The sequence below is a fragment of the Myxococcus llanfairpwllgwyngyllgogerychwyrndrobwllllantysiliogogogochensis genome, assembly GCF_006636215.1.
Lineage (GTDB): Bacteria > Myxococcota > Myxococcia > Myxococcales > Myxococcaceae > Myxococcus > Myxococcus llanfairpwllgwyngyllgogerychwyrndrobwllllantysiliogogogochensis.
On the sequence record NZ_VIFM01000023.1, the window covers coordinates 15,330 to 34,558 of the forward strand.

Annotated in this window: 19 protein-coding genes; 15 read left to right on the top strand and 4 right to left on the bottom strand. The window is 68.7% G+C overall.

Annotation, left to right across the window (positions count from 1 at the left end; all coding sequences use genetic code 11):
- Positions 1–158 precede the first annotated feature (158 nt).
- Complete coding sequence (locus FJV41_RS08135; protein ID WP_141641854.1) at positions 159–644, top strand: hypothetical protein; 486 nt, start codon at positions 159–161, stop codon at positions 642–644.
- Positions 645–722: 78 nt separating this feature from the next.
- Here the strand turns inward: FJV41_RS08135 and fba are convergent, their stop codons facing one another.
- Together fba and FJV41_RS08145 are read right to left on the bottom strand one after the other, a co-directional pair.
- A complete protein-coding gene (gene fba, locus FJV41_RS08140) occupies positions 723–1,817 on the bottom strand; it encodes a class II fructose-bisphosphate aldolase (RefSeq protein ID WP_141641855.1) in 1,095 nt (364 codons plus the stop codon).
- Positions 1,818–1,931: 114 nt separating this feature from the next.
- Positions 1,932–2,708 carry an HAD family hydrolase gene (locus FJV41_RS08145; RefSeq protein ID WP_141641856.1) on the bottom strand — a complete coding sequence of 259 codons (777 nt, stop codon included), beginning with the start codon at positions 2,706–2,708 and terminating at the stop codon, positions 1,932–1,934.
- A gap of 144 nt (positions 2,709–2,852) precedes the next feature.
- Between FJV41_RS08145 and FJV41_RS08150 the strand changes: the two genes are divergently transcribed.
- From FJV41_RS08150 to FJV41_RS08175, 6 genes are read left to right on the top strand one after another with little or no spacing between them, the layout of a single operon-like run.
- On the top strand, positions 2,853–4,166 hold the full coding sequence (locus FJV41_RS08150) for an aspartate aminotransferase family protein (RefSeq protein WP_220137840.1): 1,314 nt from the start codon (positions 2,853–2,855) through the stop codon (positions 4,164–4,166).
- Between the two features lie 22 nt (positions 4,167–4,188).
- Positions 4,189–5,226, top strand: coding sequence for a zinc-dependent alcohol dehydrogenase (locus FJV41_RS08155; RefSeq protein WP_141641857.1), 1,038 nt, complete (start codon positions 4,189–4,191; stop codon positions 5,224–5,226).
- An 18-nt stretch (positions 5,227–5,244) separates the two neighbouring features.
- Complete coding sequence (locus FJV41_RS08160) at positions 5,245–5,889, top strand: hypothetical protein (protein ID WP_141641858.1); 645 nt, start codon at positions 5,245–5,247, stop codon at positions 5,887–5,889.
- A gap of 45 nt (positions 5,890–5,934) precedes the next feature.
- Positions 5,935–6,873 (top strand): carbohydrate kinase family protein, encoded by a 939-nt coding sequence (locus FJV41_RS08165; protein WP_141641859.1) that lies wholly within the window; start codon positions 5,935–5,937, stop codon positions 6,871–6,873.
- Between the two features lie 27 nt (positions 6,874–6,900).
- A complete protein-coding gene (locus FJV41_RS08170) occupies positions 6,901–7,776 on the top strand; it encodes an SDR family oxidoreductase (protein ID WP_141641860.1) in 876 nt (291 codons plus the stop codon).
- Positions 7,773–8,825, top strand: a complete 1,053-nt coding sequence (locus FJV41_RS08175) for a phosphotransferase (RefSeq protein ID WP_141641861.1) — start codon at positions 7,773–7,775, stop codon at positions 8,823–8,825. The genes FJV41_RS08170 and FJV41_RS08175 overlap by 4 nt, the downstream gene beginning before the upstream one ends.
- Before the next feature lie 20 nt (positions 8,826–8,845).
- On the opposite strand, the gene FJV41_RS08180 is transcribed toward FJV41_RS08175, so the two are convergent.
- A complete protein-coding gene (locus FJV41_RS08180; RefSeq protein WP_141641862.1) occupies positions 8,846–9,598 on the bottom strand; it encodes a pyridoxine 5'-phosphate synthase in 753 nt (250 codons plus the stop codon).
- A gap of 153 nt (positions 9,599–9,751) precedes the next feature.
- Between FJV41_RS08180 and FJV41_RS52125 the strand changes: the two genes are divergently transcribed.
- The 6 genes from FJV41_RS52125 (at position 9,752) to FJV41_RS08205 (ending at position 16,752) form a co-directional block, all read left to right on the top strand.
- Positions 9,752–9,922 carry a hypothetical protein gene (locus FJV41_RS52125; RefSeq protein ID WP_174456057.1) on the top strand — a complete coding sequence of 57 codons (171 nt, stop codon included), beginning with the start codon at positions 9,752–9,754 and terminating at the stop codon, positions 9,920–9,922.
- Between the two features lie 114 nt (positions 9,923–10,036).
- Positions 10,037–10,858 carry a hypothetical protein gene (locus FJV41_RS08185; protein WP_141641863.1) on the top strand — a complete coding sequence of 274 codons (822 nt, stop codon included), beginning with the start codon at positions 10,037–10,039 and terminating at the stop codon, positions 10,856–10,858.
- A 5-nt stretch (positions 10,859–10,863) separates the two neighbouring features.
- Positions 10,864–11,181, top strand: coding sequence for a hypothetical protein (locus FJV41_RS08190; RefSeq protein WP_141641864.1), 318 nt, complete (start codon positions 10,864–10,866; stop codon positions 11,179–11,181).
- On the top strand, positions 11,174–12,235 hold the full coding sequence (locus tag FJV41_RS08195) for a hypothetical protein (protein WP_141641865.1): 1,062 nt from the start codon (positions 11,174–11,176) through the stop codon (positions 12,233–12,235). The genes FJV41_RS08190 and FJV41_RS08195 overlap by 8 nt, the downstream gene beginning before the upstream one ends.
- 11 nt (positions 12,236–12,246) lie before the next feature.
- Positions 12,247–15,351 (top strand): ABC transporter transmembrane domain-containing protein, encoded by a 3,105-nt coding sequence (locus FJV41_RS54555; protein ID WP_141641866.1) that lies wholly within the window; start codon positions 12,247–12,249, stop codon positions 15,349–15,351.
- Positions 15,352–15,507: 156 nt separating this feature from the next.
- Complete coding sequence (locus tag FJV41_RS08205; protein ID WP_181790480.1) at positions 15,508–16,752, top strand: beta-barrel domain-containing protein; 1,245 nt, start codon at positions 15,508–15,510, stop codon at positions 16,750–16,752.
- A gap of 6 nt (positions 16,753–16,758) precedes the next feature.
- Here FJV41_RS08205 and FJV41_RS08210 read toward each other — a convergent pair whose 3' ends face one another.
- Positions 16,759–17,190 carry a hypothetical protein gene (locus FJV41_RS08210; RefSeq protein WP_141641868.1) on the bottom strand — a complete coding sequence of 144 codons (432 nt, stop codon included), beginning with the start codon at positions 17,188–17,190 and terminating at the stop codon, positions 16,759–16,761.
- A gap of 418 nt (positions 17,191–17,608) precedes the next feature.
- Between FJV41_RS08210 and FJV41_RS08215 the strand changes: the two genes are divergently transcribed.
- Both FJV41_RS08215 and FJV41_RS08220 read left to right on the top strand, forming a co-directional pair.
- Positions 17,609–18,739, top strand: coding sequence for a hypothetical protein (locus tag FJV41_RS08215; protein ID WP_141641869.1), 1,131 nt, complete (start codon positions 17,609–17,611; stop codon positions 18,737–18,739).
- A complete protein-coding gene (locus tag FJV41_RS08220) occupies positions 18,732–19,199 on the top strand; it encodes a macro domain-containing protein (protein WP_141641870.1) in 468 nt (155 codons plus the stop codon). Before FJV41_RS08215 ends, FJV41_RS08220 begins: the two co-directional genes overlap by 8 nt.
- Positions 19,200–19,229 lie beyond the last annotated feature (30 nt).

Consider the following 19,229-nt stretch of genomic DNA (forward strand, 5'->3'; position numbering starts at 1 on the left):
GGCCCCCTGGGGCGGTGGCGTTCGACGGCTGAACACTCGGCGGGAGCGGTGGCCCGCCTCGCTGGGAGGTGGCCGGGGCACGGTCCAGGCGTGAGCGTCACGTCGTGGCCTACCTTCGGGGGAGACGGGTCCAAGGACCCCCAGCCGGAGTACGAGTCATGACGCGAAGAACGATGTCCAGTCGGTGGAAGCGCATCGCCCTGGCCGCCCCGGTGTTGGCGGCGCTGGCGGCGCCCACCGCGGGTCTGGCGAGGGACCCCCAGCAGAACACGGCGGAACAGGAGCGGTTGGAGATAGATTTGGACCGCACGGGCAACCTCGCCGGCAACGTCCCCCCGCTCAACGTGGGCGGCATGATTGGCGCCGACGTCACGCCCACCCAGGGCATGACCCGCATCGTCCAGGGGCCCGACGTAGACCTGACGCCAGACCCCAAGCGCACCCGTCAGATTGAGGGCGACGTCGTGGCGCTGGAGGGCAGCGTCCTCTACGTCCAACCCGACGAGGGCGCGGTGGTGCCCCTGAGCCTGGAGGCACTCAGGCTGAAGCAGACTCCCAAGGAGGGCCGGCGTGTGATTGCCGACTACCAGGTGGAGAACGAGACGCAGAACATGGCGACGGCGCTCGCGGGCGAGAAGAAGTGAGCCACGGTCGCCTCATGAAGCAGCTCGGGGGAGCCGCCACGGCAGGCGGTCCTCCCCCGAAGCTCCCGACGCGTTGAACTACTTCTTCTGGGCGCCGACGACGGTGTCGGGCCGCGCGTTCTCGCCGAACTTGCCGGCCGTGTAGTCGCGCGCCATCTGCTCCAGCGTGACGTGCGGCACCTTCTTCGCGTGGCCGGCCTGGCCGAACTGCTTCATCCGCTCCTCGCAGATGGCCTGCATCGCCGCGCGCGCGGGGGTCAGGTAGTAGCGCGGGTCGAACTCCTCCGGCTTGGCGAAGAAGGCCTTGCGGATGGCGCCGGTGATGGCGAGCCGGTTGTCGGTGTCGACGTTGATTTTGCGCACGCCCGCGCGGATGCCGCGCTGAATCTCCTCCACCGGCACGCCGTAGGTCTCCTTGATGCGACCGCCGTTGGCGTTGATGATGTCGCACAGCTCCTTGGGCACGGAGCTGGAGCCGTGCATCACCAGGTGGCAGTTGGGGATCTTCTTGTGGATCTCCTCGATGCGGCTCATGGCGAGCACGTCGCCGCTGGGCTTGCGGGAGAACTTGTAGGCGCCGTGGCTGGTGCCCATGGCGACGGCGAGCGCGTCGATGCCCGTGCGGTTGACGAAGTCCACCGCCTGGTCCGGGTCCGTGAGGAGCTGGTCCAGCGTGAGCTTGCCCTCGGCGCCGTGGCCATCTTCCTTCTCGCCCATGCCGTGCTCCAGCGAGCCCAGCACGCCCAGCTCACCTTCCACCGACACGCCGAAGCGGTGCGCCACGTTCACGACTTCACGCGTGACGGCGACGTTGTACTCGTAGCTGGAGGGCGTCTTGCCGTCATCTTCCAGCGAGCCGTCCATCATCACGCTGGTGAAGCCCATGCGGATGGCGCTGATGCAGGTCTCCGGCGAGTTGCCGTGGTCCTGGTGCATGACCACCGGAATCTCCGGGTAGAGCTCCACCGCGGCCTGCATCAGGTTGCGCAGGAACAAGTCGTTGGTGTACTTCCGCGCCCCGCGCGACGCCTGGATGATGGCCGGGCTCTGGGTGGCGCGAGCGGCCTCCATGATGGCCTGGATCTGCTCCATGTTGTTGACGTTGAGCGCGGCGACCCCGAAGTTGTTGGCGGCGGCGTAGTCGAGCAGGGGACGCAGGGCGATGAGCGGCATGACTGTGTCTCTCCGTGGCGGTTGTTTCGAGTAAGTGAAGGCGCCTCCAGTTAGCACGGACGCGCCCGAGGGCGCCGCCAAAAGCTCGCCGGACGCGTTCCCCAGCCGACGCTGTCAGCGGGCGGTCACCGGGTGCAATTGGACCAGCGGGGGCAGGCGGTCCGCGCGCTCCAGCAGGCGGGGCTTGGGACGCACCGCGACAGGCACCCGGGACTCGGTGAGCAGCTCCAAATCGAACACGTTGTCCCCGAAGGCGGCATACAGGGGCCGCTCGGTGCGCGCCCTCAGACACGTCACCTTCCCGGGGCCGTAGGGGATGGGGGCGATGACGTCCGGCAGCACCGTGCCGCCCGAGGACTGGGGGGTGCTGGCGATGACGTGCTCGGAGGGGATGCCCACCACGCGCGCGGCGGCCTCCACGACGGCGAACGGCGAGGCGCTCACCACGTAACAGGGGATGTCGTTCTCACGGGCCCAGTCCACCACGCGGCGCACCTCCGGGTGGACGCGCTCGGCCACGCCGTGTGACTCCACCACGCCGCGAGCGAAGGCGCGCAGCTCCTCCACCTCCCAGCCGGCGAACAGCCACGTCGCCATCTCGCAGATGTCGTGCTCGGCGATGCGGCCGGCCTGGAAGGCGGTGAACAGCCTGCGGGCCAGCGTGCTGTGGCTGCCCTCCAACTCCAGGCCGTGCGCGGCGGCCACCTGCTCCATCCGGGGGCGGGCCGCGTCGCGCACGGCGTCGCGTCCCGTCACGGCCATGAACAAGTCATCGCCGACGTCACCGCTCCACAGCGTGCCGTCTCCGTCGAACGCCAGGAGGCCCCCCGGCGTGGCCCGCGCCTCGCGAGCGATGCGCTCCAGCGTCTGCTCCACGTGCTCCATCTTCATGGCGTGACATCCTGGCCGGACGCCTTCGCGTGGCCAACCCCCGTTGATTCACCGAAGGATTTTTCGAGGCTCCGTTCACTCTCCAGCAGCGCGGGGAATTGAAACGTCCAAGGGGGGACGTTTCACGCCGTTGGGGGAACACGCTTGTCCAATCTCAACCTGAAGGTCCTTTCTGGGGAAGGGCCGGATGTACGAGAGGGTGCGTCCGAAGTCGCGTCAGGAGGGGCTCGCTCGTCGGAGGAGTTCGTCCGGGGGCGGGGCATCCGGTTGATCCGCGAGGATGGCACGGCCTTCCTCGACGCGGCCTCCGGCACCTTCAACGTGCCTCTGGGGTACGACCATCCGGAGGTGACGAACGCCGTCATGGAGCAACTGCGGCGCATGGCGCACGCCAGCTCCTCGTTGATGGCGGGGCAGGCGAAGCAGGTGCTCTCGGAGCTGCTCGCGCATGCGCCCGCGCACCTGACGGCCGGGTGGATGCGAGACATCACCGGCTCCACCGCCAACGAGTGCGCGGTGCAGGTGGCGCAGAAGGCCACGGGGAAGACGGACATCCTCAGCCTCTTCCTCTCCCATCATGGACAGACGCAGTTCACCACGGCGATTTCGGGCAACGCGTTTCGTCGCAAGGGCTTCCCGGAGTCGGTGTCACCGCACTCGGTGAAGGTGCCGGCGCCGTACTGTTATCGCTGCTTCTACAAGGCGAAGTACCCCGGCTGCGGGATGCTGTGCGTGGAGCGCATCAGCGACTTCGTCGAGTACGCGAGCAGCGGCTCGGTGGCGTGCATGCTGGTGGAGCCCGTGCTGGGCAACGGCGGCAACGTGGTGCCTCCCCCCGGCTACTTCCAGGCGCTCAACAAGCTCTGTGAAGAGAAGGGCATCCTCCTCATCGCGGACGAGGTGCAGACGGGGATGGGGCGCACCGGGCACCTGTTCGCCTCGGAGGCGCTCGGCTTCAAGCCGAACATCGTCACGCTGGCCAAGGGCCTGGGCGGCATCGGCATCCCCGTGGCGGCGGTGCTCTTCGAGGGCGCGCTGGATGTGATGGAGAGCCACGAGCACTCCTTCACCTCGGGGTGCAATCCGCTGGCGCTCACCGCGGCGTCCGCGACGTTGAAGGCGATGACGTCCGGCCACCTGCTGGCCAACGTGCGGCGCAACGGAATCGTGTTGGGAGAGCTGCTGGGGCAGCTCGCCACGCGCTACCCGTGCATCGGCGACGTGCGGGGCCTCGGGTACATGTGGGGCCTGGAAATCGTGCGCGCGGATGGCTCGCCGGACGTGGAGAAGACGCTGGCGCTCATCCGCGTGGCGGGTGAGCGACACCAACTGGTGCTGCGGGGCTCCCGCTACAGCTTCGGCAACGTGGTGAAGGTGCGGCCTCCGCTCATCGCGACGCAGGACGACCTGGAAGAAATCGTCGCGCGGCTGTCACGCGCGCTCGCGGACGTGGGCTGAGTCGGGATTCGAGGGGGAGCACATGAGGGCAGTGGTGTACACGACAGCCTGGGAGCTGGAGCTGCGCGAGCGTGCCGAGCCGTCCGCGCCCGTGCATGACGAGGTGATGGTGCGCGTTCGCGCCACCGGCATCTGCGGCACGGACCTGGGCATCATCGGCGGCGAGTACGCGGCGAAGCCCGGCGTGGTGCTGGGCCACGAGTCCGCGGGCGAAGTCGTCGCCGTGGGCCCCTCCGTGCGCCATGTCCAGGTGGGGGACCGCGTCGTCATCGACCCGACCTTCCACTGCGGCCAGTGCCGGCTGTGCCGCACCGGACGGCAGAACCACTGCCAGCGCAAGGGTGAGACGGAGACGGGCGTCAGCGCCGACGGCACCATGGCGCCGCTGCACAAGACGACGGAGCGCTTCCTCTACACGCTGCCCGCGCACGTGGGCTTCGAGGAGGCCAGCCTCACCGAGCCGCTGAGCTGCGCCGTCACGGGCGCCAACCAACTGCGCCTGCGTCCGTCGCTGCGCACGGTGGTGCTCGGCGGTGGACCCATGGGCGTGTTGTACGCGTGGGTGCTGGCGGGCCTGGGGTTGACGGGCACGTTGGTGGAGCGCTCGGCCGCGCGGCGGGAGCTGTGCCGCGAAGTGGTGGACCGGCGCTGGACGGTGGCGGAGTCACTGGATGAGGTCTGCGCGCGCCACGCCTCGGATGCGACGCCGCTGGACGTGGTGGTGGACACCACGGGGCGACTGGCCGGTGAGGCGCTGACGAAGTTGTCGCGCGGCGGGCAGCTGTTGCTGGTGGGCCTCAAGCGACACGAGGTGGCGCTGGACGTGGGTGGAATCGCGGACCGCAGCCTGTCCGTGCAGGGCTCCATCGATTCGCTGGATGGCAGCTTCGCCACCGCGCTGCACCTCATCGCCTCGGGCGTGGTGCCCGCGCGTCGGCTGGTGTCGCACCGCCTGCCGCTGGCGTCGTTCCGCGAGGGACTGGCGCTGGTGGGCTGTGACGTGGGCGCCCGGCGTCAGGGCCCTCCCGCCGGCGCGCTGAAGGTCGTCCTCCAACCCTGAAGCCCGAGCGAGGCGCACATGATTCACGGACTGCTGATTGAAGGCACGGACTACGCGGGCAAGACGACGGTGTGCAAGCTGTTGGGCGCGCGCCTGTCGGCGGCGGGACTGCCGGCGCGGCTGGGGCATTGCTACGTGTTCGACATGCCCATCCTCGACCACTTCCTGGCCGAGGCGAAGCGCACGCCGGACCTGCTTGAGATTGACTGGTTCTACTCGGCGAACATCCTGCTCGACCTGGCGCGCTGTCACCGAGGGTTGCCGTCAGGCTTCCTCGTCCAGGACAGACACTGGCTCAGCCAGGTGGGGCGCAACCGCTTCTTCCATCCGGATGTGTCAGGGCTGCCCAGCCAGCTCATCTGGGATGAGCACCTGCCGTTCGCGTTCAATTACTACCTGACGTCCACGCCGAAGGCGAAGCGGGAGCGGGCGCTGCTGCGTCCCTCCAAGTCGGTGCGTGACACGCACCTGCGCGACAACCCGGAGCGGCACCAGGCCTACGACGAGTACCTCGTGTCGCTGCTGCCCGCGGAGGAGCGCTGGACGGTGGTGGACACCAGCGAGCTGCGGCCGGAGCAGGTGGCGGAGCGCATCGCGACGGACGTGCTGCGCCGACTGCATGCGGAGGCCCCGGCGCAGGTGCGGCCGGTGGTGGCTCGCTAGGTGGCCAGGGCGGGGGAGCGGCGCAGCGCCAGGAAAGGGCAGGCAATGCAGGCACGGGAAGGCACCATGGAAGTGCTCGTCATCGGCAACAACACGGTGGACATCGTCTTCTCCACGCGCGACGCGCTGGTGACGGACGGCAAGGTGCAGGCGGACGGGCTGCGCTTCTTCGGCGGCGGGCAGGGCGCCAACGTCGCGGCGATGCTGGGCGCGCTGGGCGTGCGCACGCGCTACTTCGGCGTCTTCGGGGGCGGGGACTTCGGGCGGCTGGCGCGTGGCTCGCTGGTGGAGTCCGGCGTGGTGGTGGAGGGCAGCCTCACGGTGGCGGACTGTCCGCAGCACTCGGCGGCCATCATCGTGGACACCACGCACGGCACGCGCTCGCTGGTGATGCACAAGGACGCGCGGCTGCGCATGGACGGCATCCCCGCGGACGCCGCGCCGCTGGAGCAATGCGGGCTGGTGTACCTGGACGGGCACGAGCCCGCCTTCTCGCGGGCGCTGGCGAGGCGCGCGCGGGCCCAGGGGCTGCCGGTGCTGGCGGACGCGGAGGTCGCGGAGGAGGCACGGCCGCTCTTGCCGTACCTCACGAGCCTGGTGGCTCCGGGCAAGGTGCTGCGCGAGCTGACGGGGGAGCGCGAGCTGTCCGCCGCCGCGCGCGTGTTGCTCGCCGGGGGACTGCGCGTGGTGGTGGGCACGCTGGGCGCGGAGGGCTGCGAGGGGTGGACGGCGCAGGGTGAGCACCACCGCGTCGCGGCGGAGCGCTGCGAGGTGGTGGACACGACGGGGGCGGGGGACGCGTTCCACGCGGGCTACATCGCGGCGGTGCAGGCGGGGCATGGCTTTGGTGAGGCGCTGCGCTTCGCGACGAAGGTGGCGGCGGTGAAGTGCGGAGTCCCGGGGCCGCGCGCGGGAGTGGACCGGCTGGCGCTGCTGGGCGTGGGACTGGGCACGAGCGGGGGCGCGTCTCTGTCGCTGCTCTAGCGGCGGCGGGGACACGGGGGGCTGGCCATGAAGGTCATCGTCACGGGGGCGAGCGGATTTCTGGGGCGCAGGGTGATGCGCGCGCTGTTGATGGAGGGCGTCCAGGCCCAGGGGACCTGGAGCACGACGCCGCGCCAGGGGCTCATGCGGCTGGACATCACCGACGCACGCGCCGTGGACGCGGCCTTCGTGGAGGGCGGCTTCGACGTGTGCATCCACGCGGCGGCGCGCTGCAACCTGGACGACTGCGAGCGTCACCGGTCCGCCGCGACGAGCATCAACGTGGGAGGCACGGGCCACGTGGTGGAGGCGTGCCGACGCACGCGCACGCGGCTGCTCTACGTGTCCACCGACCATGTCTTCGATGGTGCCCCCGCCCGCACGTATGTGGAGACGGACGCACCCCGGCCGCTCCAGCACTACGGCGTCACCAAGCGCGAGGGGGAGTTGCTGGCGCTGACGCTGGAGGACGCGCTGGTGCTGCGCGTGCCGTTGCTCTACGGCCTCACCGGCCCGGACGAGAAGTCCACCTTCGTCACGTCCACGCTGGAGCAGCTGTCCACGGGCCTGCCCGTGTACGTGGACGGCGAGCAGGTGCGCTACCCGGTGCTGGTGGACGAGGTGGCGGGACTGCTGGCGCGGCTCGCGGGGGGCGGCGTGCGCGGCGTGCTGCACTTCAGTGGCGCCGAGGCCACCACCAAGTACGCGTGGGCGCGGCGGCTGGCCCATGCCTTCAACCTGGATGTGTCGCTGGTGCGCGCGCGCAAGGAGTCGTCGCTCGCGGTGCGGCCTCGGGACAACCGCCTGGTGTCCACGCGACTGACGGCGCTGGGACTGAAGACGCCGTTCTCTCTCTCCGAGGGACTGGATGTCCTCCGGCACCAGCGGGAGGCGGGCCTGTGAGCGGCGCGCGAGCCGAGGGCGACTGGCGCGGAGTGGTGCGCGACGTGCGCGTGTCGGGCAGTCGCGTCACCAAGCGCGCCACGCATGGGCGCGACAAGCTCCTGCGTGAGGTGGCGTGGCTGCGCGAGTTGCCTCCGCGCGCGGCGGAGCGCTTCCCTCGAGTGCTGGAGGTGCGCACCGGCGCGGACTGGGCCGAATACGACATGGACTTCTGTCCGTGGCCGGAGCTGTCGCGCGTGCTGGTGGACGGCACGCTGACGGTGGGCGAGGCCGTGAGCGGCACGCGGAGCATCGTGTCCTTCGCCTTCGACACGCTCTACACGGACCACCACCGTCCCGCGCCCGAGGGCTTCTTTCACGCCAGCTATGTGGACAAGTACTGGCGGCGCGCGAGCGGGGGCCGGGGGCTGTCCGCCCGCTTCGACCGGCTGTGCGCCGCGGGGAGCCTGGACCTCAACGGCCGACTTCACCGGAGCGCGGCCGAGCTGGTGCGTGAGCTGGAGCGAGACACGGCGCTGCTCGCACGACTGCATCCTCCCCGGGTGGGACGGTTCCACGGCGACTTCAAGTTCGACAACGTCCTGCTGGAGCCGGCCACGGGTCGCTTCCTGCTGTTGGACCCAAGGGGCTCGACCGCCACGGGGGACTCCGACAGCGACTACCTGGAGGACCTGGCCAAGCTGCGCACGTGCACGAGCGGCCTCTACGATTTGGCGCGCGCCGGAGCGGCCCGGGTGTCCGAGGAGGAAGGGCGCCTGTCGTGGGAGTGGGCCTTGTGGGCGCGTCCCGCCCTGGAGCGCTTCGCCGCGCTGGATGTGTGGCTGGGTGAAGAGCTGCCCGCGCGGGCGCTGGCGCGAGGGGACACGGATTGGCGCGCGCGGTGGGACTTCGTCACGCCGCTGCTGCTTTTGGCCAACGCGCCGTTCCAACTGGCGCCGGTGAATCCGCGCACCGAGGACATCGCGCTGGTGCTGCATGCCACGGGCGTGCGGCTGCTCGCGGAGGCGCTGGAGCGTCACGGCACCCGGGGCGCGGAGGTGTCGCGATGACGCGCGTCGCGAAGAAGTGCTCAGTCCTGCGAGGCCGCGTGGAGGAAGCCGGGCAGCACCGCCCGCAGGCCCGCGATGACGGCGGCGGCCACGAAGGCGTGCCCCACGGAGACGAGCGTGGGGCGCACGGCGCGAATCAGCGGAGACAGGTGGCGGCGGTCCAGGTCATGCGCGGCATTGACGTCAAGGCCGTGCTCGCGTGCGCGGTCCGCGGCGCGCGACAGGGCCTCCAGCGCGCGCTCCTGCGTGGGCGTGCCGAAGCCCTCCACATAGTCGCGACAGTTCAGTTCCACGGCGGCGACGCCGGCACGCGCGACCAGGTCCACGGCCTCTGGCTCCGGGTCCACGAACACGGAGATGCGCGTGCGGCCTCGCAGCGTCTGGGCCCAGTGCGCCAGCCGGGGCTGGTCGTCCTCGGGGCGCCACCCGCGCTGGGTGGTGAGGTGCTGGGCCTCGAAGGGTGTCACCACCCAGCAGCCGACGCCGGGGGTGCGCTCCAGCAGCGCGCCGAGGTCCTCGCGCAGGTCTCCGCCGACATGCAGCGTGGCGTGGCCCTCGCGCACGGCGTCCAGGGCGGCGAGCGCGGTGATGTCGTGGGGCTTCACGTGCCGGTGGTCGGACCACTGGTGGACCATCAGCGCGCGGCAGCCGCCTTCGATGAGCGTGCGCGCGGCCTCCATCAAATCAGGCACGGCGCCGCCGCGCGACGAGCGCAGCAGGGCGACCTTGTTGAGACCCACGCGCAGCAGGGGTGTCGGCACAGGGGCACGCATCGACGGACCTCCGGGTTCCAGGGACCCATCCTCGCATGGCCGCCGTGTCGTGTGTCTCCCACGTCTCTTCCGATTCAAGCGGCCCGAGTCCTGGCCGCGCCAGGTGCAGCACGCAGCACGCAGTGAAACGCAGACACCTCAAGGAGCAACACCATGAACAAGCCCCGTAGCGTTGCCATCAAGCTGTCCGCCGACACCATGAAGTGCGTCGTCGGTGGTTCCATCTCCACCATCCCGGGTCCCGTCGTCACGCTGCCCGGCCCCATCGTCACGCTGCCCGGTCCCATCGTCATCGGGCCGGGCCGCGTCTTCCCGGTGCTGTGATTGCCGGGTGAAGGCTGACCGCGTGAGCCGTTGAGGCTCATGCAGGGGAGGCGCGGGCCACTGAACCCGGCCCGCGCCTTCCTTCCTCTTCTCGCTTCTGGTGTCGCCGCCCTCATGACTCAGCCCTCGCGTGACGAACTGATGAACCTGCTTGGCGTGGACCTTGGCCACCTGCTGGCGCTGGAGTCGCTGACGCCCGCAATCGAGGCCGCCGTGTTCCTGTCCGGCTCCCTGGTGGAGGGCATGGGCAATGCCTTCTCCGACATCGACGTGTTCGTCGTCGGCGGAGGCGAACCGACGGGCACCAGCCTGCACAAGGCCGGGGACGCGCTCTTCTCCGTGCACATGCTCGGCAAGCGCCGCGTGGACTTCGAGTACTGGAGCGAGGCGTCGGTGGAGGTGCTCGCCGCGAAGCTCGCCGCGTTGGACCTGAAAGAAGGCGGGCGGGACAACGTGATGATGGAGCGGCGGATGACGGAGGACGAAATCGTCTTCCTGCACCGCGTGCGCACGGGGGTGGCGCTGATGCATGACGGCCGGCTGGACAGGCTGCGCTCGCGCTTCGACTTCCGTCGCCTGTCGCGGTGGCTGCTGGAGGTGAAGATTCGCGAGGTCGACGACGCGCTCGAGGACCTCTACGGGATGATGGAGCAGCCGGACGTGGCGCTGATGCGCGCGCGGGAGTTGCTCAACTCCACCTGCGACGCCTTCTGTCACTACCGGGGCAGCACGAACATCCGGCGCAAATGGCGCACGCGCATCCTGGGTCAGCTCGTCGCGAGTGGGGACGAGGAGGCGCGCAAGTTCGAGCAGCGCTTCTGGGAACTCCAGTTCCCGGACGGCGCGCGGCTGCGTCAGCGTCCGGAGGATTTGAAGGCCTATCTGGAGACGTGCATCCGGCTTTGCAACCAGCTCACGGATGTCATCGAGGAATGAGCGCCATGGATTTGGACACGCTCGTTCCCGTCACACACCTGCGTGTGCGGCGCCGTCGAGCCGAGGGGCAGGTGCACCTCATCCTCGACAACTACTACTTCGATTTGGACGAAGGCACCGACGCCGTCTGGCGCGCCTGCGACGGCGTGAGGACGGTGGCCCAGGTGGCGGAGGTGCTGCACAGCGAGCGGGGCTGGGCGCTGGAGCTGGCCCGGTCCATCACCCGCGACACGCTGAGTGCCTTCGCCGAGCAGGAACTCGTCTCGCTCGTCGCCCACCCTTCCACAAGCAACCCATCCGCAGGCGGTGAAACCCATGAGTGACAACAACGGCCACCTTCCCATCATCGGACGTGCCTGGCATCCCTCCACCCGTGAGCCGGGGCCGCTCTTGCCGGCGACTCGCCTTGCCCTGGCGAACTGGGTGCGCCCGGAGGGACTGGCGCGACGTGAGCTGGTGCTCGGCGCGGCGGAGGGCGAGCCCTGGGAGGTGATGACCATCGACAGCGAGAGCGCCGACCAGGCGTGGCGCGTGATTCAGTTGTTGGATGGCAAGCGGACCCTGGCGGACATCGCGAAGGAGACGCGGCTGGGGCTGGAGCTGGTGTCGTCGGTGGCGCAGGACCTGTATCACCGCGCGGTGCTGGTGCAGACGAGCGGGCTGGAGGTGGATGCGCTGACGTACTACGAGCACCTGCGCTCGCTGGCGGGCATCGCGCAGCAGCGCTGGGGTCCGTCGTCGATGCTGCGTCGGTTCTGGACGGGGCCGGTGTCGCGGCGTCTGGCGGTGGGCTACCTGCTGGAGAACTACCACTTCGCGGCGGCGGCCTCGTCGCATCAGAGCGCGGCGGTGGCGTCGCAGCCGACGGAGCGGCTGAAGACCATCCTGAGCGAGCACCTGTCGTTCGAGTACTGGCACCACGCGTGGTTGAAGCGCGGGTTGCTCGCGGCGGGGTTGACGGAGGCGGACCTGGAGCGCGCGTCGCCGCTCATCGCGATGCAGGCGCTCATCAACCACCTGCGCTGGCTGGGGATGGCGGACCCGCTGTCGTATTCGGCCTGCATCGGCGTGGGAGAGGGAGACCCGACGGCGCTGGCCACGGTGGGGAAGTTCTGGGAGCGCTTCACGGAGCACGCGGTGTTGCCGGTGGAGGCGTTCGGGCCGTTCAGGGACCACGACGTGGGGGATTGCAGCGACGACCATGACCAGTTCGGTCGCGAGCCCTTCGCGGACGCGGGCCCTCTCACCGCGGCGGACCAGGCGCGCATCCGGCGACGGCTCATCACCTTCTGCCGGCTGACGATGGCCTATCACCGCGAGCTGCTCGACTTCTACGGCCCGGAGGAAGGGCCGACGGTCTTCACCGTGGAGGACTGAGTCCACCCGAGATGAGTGTGCTCGCGGACTCCGTTGAGGTCTCCCCGCTGGACGCGCGCCGCGTGTCCGGCGTGCTGCGCATTCTGCCGGAGGAGGTGCGTCGACACCTGGTGAAGACGGGACGCGTGCGTGAGTACGTGTCGCAGGAACTCGTCGCGAATCGGGGTCAGCCTTGCGACACGGTGCGCCTCGTCCTTGAGGGCATGTTGGTGATGGGGCACCTGGGTGCCAATCACGGGGCCTTCCTCCGGGTGACGCATGTGGCGGCGGGCGAGCTGTATGGCGCGCACGCGCGTGAAGACGGAGCGACGCACGGCTTCGACGTCGTGACGGGTGGAGGGACGCGCGTGCTGGAGGTGTCCGGCGCGGACTTCCGGGAGGCGTTGGCGCTGGACGAGACGGGTGGGCTGACGGCGCTGCTGTGTCCCGCGTTGCGCCGGGCGCTGCTCGACTTGTTCGGGGACGATGTGGAGCCGGAGGGGGTGTTGCGGCTCGCGGCGTGCTTTCGGGAGGGCACGGTGCCGGAGGGCACGGTGTTGATGCCGGCGGGAGCGACGGCGGCGGAGTGGTGGGTGTTGAGGCAGGGCTCGGTGCGCTATGGCGAGCGGGCGCTGGGGCCGGGCGAGGACTTCGCGTTGGATGCGCTGCTGCTGGACGCACCCGTCTTCGCGGCGGCGACAGCGCTGGAGACCAGCACCCTGCTGTCCGCTCCGAGAGGCGCCGCGGCGGAGGTGTTGCTGCGCTTCCCAGGCGTGCGACGCGCGCTGGGTCGACGTGTGGCGAGGAGCAGCGCGCAGTTCAATCGCTGGCCGCACGTGGTCCTCACGGACGTGAATGCTCCACCCGAGGCACCTCCCGAAGAGGAGTCCTCGATGGAGCTGCCGGAGCGCCCCACGGCCGCGTCGCCATGGAAGCCGGTCCCGTTCTATCGGCAGCAGGAGCACATGGACTGTGGTGCCGCGTGCCTGCGGATGGTGGCGCGGTACTACGGGCACGAGTTGGATTACCCGTCGCTGATGAAGCTCGCGGGTGTGAGCCGGTATGGCACCAGCCTGTTGGACTTGTCGCGCACGGGTGAGCAGCTCGGGTTCATCACCACGGGCATCCAGGCGGACTGGGAGCTGTTGCGCTCGGTGGACCTACCGGCCATCGCGCACCTCCAGGACCGGCACCACTTCGTCGTGGTGTGGCGAGTCAATCGCAAGGGTGTCGTCGTCGGAGACCCGTCGTTCTCCACGCGCTTCATTCCGAGGGAGGAGTTCCTGCGCTCCTGGCGTGGGGTGCTGTTGTTGCTAAAGCCGTCGGACCGGATGGCGACGGCGGTGGCGGCGCTTCCGCCGAAGCAGCAGGAGAAGTCCGCCCTGGCGCGCTTCTCCGTGTTGCTGCGTCCGTACCGAGGGGTCATCGCGGAGCTGGTGGGTCTGTCGTTGTTGTTGCAGGTGCTGGCGCTGGCGTTTCCGCTGGGAAGTCAGGTGGTCATCGACCGGGTGTTGATGCGGGCGGATGCGCAGCTGCTCGATGTGTTGTTGGCGGGGTTGGTGGGCACGGCGCTGTTGTCGGGAGTGCTGGCCTTCGCGCGGAGCTATCTGGTGCTGGAGGTGTCCACGCGAATCGAACGCGACGTGGTGGAGACGCTCTATCGACGGGTGCTGGATGGGGCGTCGGGGTTGTTCCAGCGCTTCACGACGAGCGACATCCTGAACCGGTTCATGGAGGTGGGGCTGATTCGAGGCTTCATCGTGGACAACGCCATCGCCATCACCATCGATGTGGCGCTGGTGTTGAGTACGGCGGGGGTGTTGATGATGTACTCGCCCACGCTGGCGGTGCTCGCGCTGGGGTTGATGCCGCTGCACCTCTTGGTGTCGGCCGTGGTGGGCCGCTGGGTGCGGAACCACACGGTGGCGTACCTGTCACAGCATGACCTGTACCAGACGCACCTGATGGACTCGTTCAAGGGCTTCGAGTCGCTCAAGGCGCATGCGCTGGAGTTGCCGTTCCTGCGCACGATGCAGCGCTTGCTGGCGCCGTCGCTGCAGCATGGCTTCAAGGCCTCGATGCACGGGGCGATTGGCGCGAGTGTGTCGCAGACGTTGGACCTGGTGGGCAGTGCGTTGGTGTTGTGGGTGGGCTCGCGCGCGGTGTTGCGGGGGGAGCTGACGGTGGGAGCGCTCATCGCGGCGACCTTGTTCGCAAGGCAGATGAGTGGGCCGGTGGTGCGACTGGCGACGCAGTGGCGGGACTACCAGCGGGTGCAGGCGCATCTGGAGCGAGTGGGTGCGGTGCAGGACGTGGCGGGGGAGGGGGACAAGCGTGCGTCGGCGGTGCTGGAGCTGCCGCAGGTGAAGGGGCACGTCCGCTTCCGGGGGGTGAGCTTCCGCTATGGGCTTGGCCGCGAGTCCAACACGTTGGAGCGGCTGGACCTGGAGTTCGCGCCTGGGGAGGTGGTGGCGCTGGTGGGGCCGTCGGGGTGTGGAAAGAGCACGCTGGTGCGGCTGCTGCTGAGGTTGCATGACCCGAGCGAGGGGACGGTCTCGATTGATGGGTACAACCTGCGGGACGTGACGCCGGAGTCGGTGCGCGGGCAGATAGGGATGGTGACGCAGGAGACGCAGCTGTTCTCCGGGACGGTGTTCGACAACATCGCCTGTGGGCGTCCGGTGACGGAGGAAGCGGTGGTGCGGGCGGCGAGGCTCGCGGGGGCGTATGACTTCGTCACGGAGCTGCCGTATGGGTTCCAGACGCTGGTGGGGGAGCGTGGGTTGACGTTGTCGGGGGGACAGCGTCAGCGGGTCATCATCGCTCGAGCGTTGGTGACGGACCCACGCATCCTCATCTTCGACGAGGCGACGGCGGCGCTGGACCCGCTGGCGGAGCAGGCGATTCATGACCGACTGCGCGACATCGTCCGGGGGCGCACCACGCTCATCATCAGCCACCGGCTCCAGACGTTGCAGCACGCGGACCGAATCGTGGTGATGAACGAGGGACATATCTCCCAGATGGGGACGCACGAGTCGCTCATGTCCGCGCAGGGCAAGTTGTACAGCGCGCTCGCGCAGGCGACACCGAACTGGAAGCGCCATGGCGCGGAGGGTGCTCATGGCGGTGACTGAGAATGGGGCGGGGACGCGCCATGGAGCGGAGATGCTCATGGTGCTGACTGAGGACGCAGTGCGGGGAAGCGCCATGGAGCGGAGGGTGCTCATGGTGCTGACTGAGAACGTGGCGGTTAAGCGGCGCGGGGAAGCTCCATGGCGCGGAGGATGCTCATGGCGGTGATTGAGGACACCTATCGGGAGTTGCTGCCGGTCCTCGACTTTCCTCGGACGCGCCGCGTGCTGCGTGGGCTGTATGCGGTATGCGCGGGGCTGGCGCTGCTGGGTTTCGGTGCGCTGTTCTTCGTCGAGATGGATGTGGTGGTCCGGGGCCAGGCCGTGGTGGCGCCCGTGGGGGAGACGGCGCGAGTGCAGGCGCCGCGCTCCGGTGTGGTGTTGGACATCGCGGTGCGCGAGGGACAGCAGGTGGATCAGGGCGCTGTCCTGTTGCGCCTGGATGACGCGCAGGTGCGCTCGCGGGTGAGGTTGCTGGAGCAGCAGGTGGTGGAAGCGCGCTCGCGGGTGGTGATGTTGGAGGCGCTGGTGGCGTCGCGGACGGAGTCGTTCGGGATGCAGGTTCGCGTGCGCAAGGCGACGGCGTTGGAGACAGCGGCTCGGCTGGAAGCAGCGCGAGCACTCATCCACGCGAAGGAGCGTGAGGCGGAGGCGCGCTCAAGGGATGCTCGGAACGCTGAACACCTGCGGGAGAAGGAGTTCGTCGCCTTGGTGGAAGCGGAGAATGCGTCCGTGCAAGCGGAGGTGGCGCGCTCGCAGGTGGTGGCGGCGCAGGCCTCCGTGCGCGAGCTGGAAGCGAGCCTGGGGCGATTGGAGTTGGAGCAGCGTGGGCTGGAGGGTGACTCCCGCGTGGCCTCGCTCTCGGATGGAGCTGCCTTGTCGGCGGCGAAGGTGGAGTTGGAGCGCTACACGGGGGAACTGGAGGAAACGCGATTGGAGGCCGCGCGACTGGAGGTGGTGGCGCCGCGAGCGGGCACGGTGCAGGGGTTGACGGTGTTCGACCGAGGGGACGTGGTGCAGGCGGGGACTGTGCTCGCGCTGGTGGTGCCATCGGAGGATGGGCTCGTGCTGCGCACGGTGGTGGCGTCGGAGGGCATCGCCTTCCTTCGAGACGGGCAGTCGGTGCGCATCAAGCTGGACGCGTATCCCTTCCAGGACTTCGGCGTGCTGTTGGGTGAGTTGTCGCGAATCGCGGGGGACACGACACGGCGGCAGGAGGACACGCTGGGAGCCTCGCCCTATCGCGTCGACGTGAAAGTCCCCGGTGAGCCTCGCTCCACGGCGGGAGTGTCGGTGCGGCTGCGTCCAGGAATGACGGGCACCGCCGAGTTCGTGGTGCGACGCGAGCGGCTCATCTCCGCGCTGATGCGTCCGCTGCGCGGCGTGGACAGCCTGGGGCACTGAGAGTCGCTACTGCTGTACGGAGAGGATCCTCCAGCCCGTGACATCGATGGCGTAGGTGGCGCCGATATCCAGCAGCGGAGGCCCGCCGACGTCGCAGACCTCCGGGTTGGGAACGATGCTGACGAACACGACACCGTGAGGACCCGGCGCGGCCACGACATCGTAGGCCTCGCGGCGAGCGAGGCACTGCTGAAGAGGAGTCGCCGTTCCGGGGAGTTTGTAGTCCCAGGGCAGGTAGTCCTCCATCGCGAGCTGGATGGCCCTCAGCGTTGTTCCGGGGATGATCTGACGCCCCTCTTCAGGAAACGCGAGCGGGATCTCGACCTTTGCTGCCTCTGCCTGGGACGCGTGAACAGGGCGAGGAGGGCGTTGGAAGAGAGCGCAGGCGGGCAGGAGGAATACGCCGAACGTCGCGGCCCATCCGGGTCGAACCCTCATGAACGTTCCGTTGAAGGAGCTTCGGCAGCGCTCCCTCTGCGATGGCAGGAGTTGTACTTCTATCATCGCTGGCGCGCAGCGGCATGCGAGTGCCGCGCCTCTCCTGATTCCGTGAGCGAGCCGAAGGCGTCGGCTGGAGGCATGGACAGAGACTCCGCACGCGTGGCACTACTGCTCGGGGTGGAGTCCTGGTGGGGGAGTGTGCATGGCTGAGAGCGGCGTGGACAATGACTTCTCCATCAGTGGTGAAGTCGCGCAGTCGGTGGCTCAGCGATTCGTCCGCGGACTGAGACGAAGGTGGCCCAAGCTCGTGTGTAGCAAGGCTTGGAGAATCCTTTTCGAAGAGGGACGGATCCCGAACCCTTTCCCTCGGTACATCCTGGTCTCCAAAGACCTGGAGATGCAGAAGTGGGCAAGTGTGGAAGGCGCTGTTCTCGACGAGAACGGTGAGTGCGCCGTCGGCATCTACTTGCTTCCACTCGTCGATGGTGGCGTCGACATCGATCTCATCACCGCCGAACCTGTCCCTGATGCCTTCACGGAGTTCGTCCTCGGGTGCCTCTGTGCCGCGATTGTCTCTGGGTATCGACTGAAACAGCTGCGCATGCTTCGGGACCGGGGTCATCTGGTTGCGAATCGATACGCGGTGGAGGTCCCCGCGGAGCCCGTGTGGTTGAAGACCGCGATTCGACTCTGCGCGGAGAAACAGTGGCCCGGAGTTGTCGTGGACGAGCATGCCGTCACGGTGGAACCCTTCTGGTCGATGACCGTGTCCACACCGGAGCCACGGCGGACGACGACCTTCTTCTGTGAAGCCCCGTCACAGGGACGCAGCGGAGTGTTGGTGGGAGTGAAGTTTCCTCCGGGAACCACCCGCGAATGGCGCGGTTCCGCCCAGGCCGTGCTGTGTGAAGCCGTGGGGATGTGGCACCGGGTCTTGTTCCGAGGCAGGAAGCCGCCGCACGAAGTCTTCACCGCTCCACCGGGAGAGCCTGTCCTGGAGGAGGGTGTGGTGACCTTCCAGGGAACAGGAGGGTCATTCGCGGGCGTGAAGAAGGACACTCCAGTCGCGCAGGAGTTCCGCCCCATCAACTTCAAGGACTTCTGGGACCGATTGCACCGTGCCGCGGAAGCGTGCCGTCAGCTTGGGGAGATGCTGGTGACGGAGACGCTCCCTCCCTCCCTGCGCTTCGACTTCAAGGCCGCGGAGTGGCCGCCCGAGAAGGATGGCCGCGTGAAGTTCCTGGGAGGCCGGCTCCTGCGGCCAGAGGCGCTGATGGGAGTAGAGGAGAAGCAGGCCGCCCGTTATCTCTGGGTAGATGGGAAGGTCCCTGTGTGGGTGAACCTGAAGGTCTGCGGCGTGGACGAGCACCACACGTACATTCAAGTGCTCTTCAATCCCGACCGGCTCACCAACGATGACACGCGCCTGATGTACCAGCAGGAAGGCTATCCACCGTTCTCCACAAGGGGCCCTCCAGGTGGTGCGCCCGACAGGAAGGTGTCGCTCCCGCCGCGAAAACCCATCAAGAGGAACACCCATGATTGAACTCGCCGAAGGCAATCTCCTTCAAGCGGACGTCCAGGCGCTCATCAACGCCGTCAACACGGAAGGAGTGATGGGTAAGGGCATCGCACTCCAGTTCAAGCGGGCCTTCCCCGCGATGTTCAAGGAGTACGAACGCGAGGCGAAGGCAGGTCGCCTCGAGACGGGCCGCGTCCATGTCTTCGACCTGGGAGCGCTGAAGGGCCCTCGGTGGATCATCAACTTCCCGACGAAGCGGAGCTGGCGCCAGCCTTCACGCCTGGAGTGGATTCGCACGGGCCTCGAGTCCCTCGTCGAGGAGGTCCAACGCCGGGGGATTCAATCACTGGCCGTCCCCGCCCTGGGCTGCGGAAACGGAGGCCTGGCGTGGACGGAGGTCTTCCCCCTCATCCAGGAGTCCTTCGCGCGAATCCCCTCCGTTCGGGTGCTCGTCTATCCCCCGGCTGACGCACCCGTCCCCTGAGGCCCCGCGCGGCCCTTCGTGTCGGACCAG

Bases quoted from the DNA above. Each gene is read 5' to 3' on its own strand.
- FJV41_RS08195 (WP_141641865.1), top strand. From the start codon at position 11,174: ATGAGTGACAACAACGGCCACCTTCCCATCATCGGACGTGCCTGGCAT.
- FJV41_RS54555 (WP_141641866.1), top strand. From the start codon at position 12,247: ATGAGTGTGCTCGCGGACTCCGTTGAGGTCTCCCCGCTGGACGCGCGC.
- fba (WP_141641855.1), bottom strand. From the start codon at position 1,817: ATGCCGCTCATCGCCCTGCGTCCCCTGCTCGACTACGCCGCCGCCAAC.
- FJV41_RS08145 (WP_141641856.1), bottom strand. From the start codon at position 2,708: ATGAAGATGGAGCACGTGGAGCAGACGCTGGAGCGCATCGCTCGCGAG.
- FJV41_RS08205 (WP_181790480.1), top strand. From the start codon at position 15,508: ATGGCGGTGATTGAGGACACCTATCGGGAGTTGCTGCCGGTCCTCGAC.
- FJV41_RS08190 (WP_141641864.1), top strand. From the start codon at position 10,864: ATGGATTTGGACACGCTCGTTCCCGTCACACACCTGCGTGTGCGGCGC.
- FJV41_RS08185 (WP_141641863.1), top strand. From the start codon at position 10,037: ATGACTCAGCCCTCGCGTGACGAACTGATGAACCTGCTTGGCGTGGAC.
- FJV41_RS08170 (WP_141641860.1), top strand. From the start codon at position 6,901: ATGAAGGTCATCGTCACGGGGGCGAGCGGATTTCTGGGGCGCAGGGTG.
- FJV41_RS08155 (WP_141641857.1), top strand. From the start codon at position 4,189: ATGAGGGCAGTGGTGTACACGACAGCCTGGGAGCTGGAGCTGCGCGAG.
- FJV41_RS08210 (WP_141641868.1), bottom strand. From the start codon at position 17,190: ATGAGGGTTCGACCCGGATGGGCCGCGACGTTCGGCGTATTCCTCCTG.
- FJV41_RS08160 (WP_141641858.1), top strand. From the start codon at position 5,245: ATGATTCACGGACTGCTGATTGAAGGCACGGACTACGCGGGCAAGACG.
- FJV41_RS52125 (WP_174456057.1), top strand. From the start codon at position 9,752: ATGAACAAGCCCCGTAGCGTTGCCATCAAGCTGTCCGCCGACACCATG.
- FJV41_RS08135 (WP_141641854.1), top strand. From the start codon at position 159: ATGACGCGAAGAACGATGTCCAGTCGGTGGAAGCGCATCGCCCTGGCC.
- FJV41_RS08180 (WP_141641862.1), bottom strand. From the start codon at position 9,598: ATGCGTGCCCCTGTGCCGACACCCCTGCTGCGCGTGGGTCTCAACAAG.
- FJV41_RS08165 (WP_141641859.1), top strand. From the start codon at position 5,935: ATGCAGGCACGGGAAGGCACCATGGAAGTGCTCGTCATCGGCAACAAC.
- FJV41_RS08220 (WP_141641870.1), top strand. From the start codon at position 18,732: ATGATTGAACTCGCCGAAGGCAATCTCCTTCAAGCGGACGTCCAGGCG.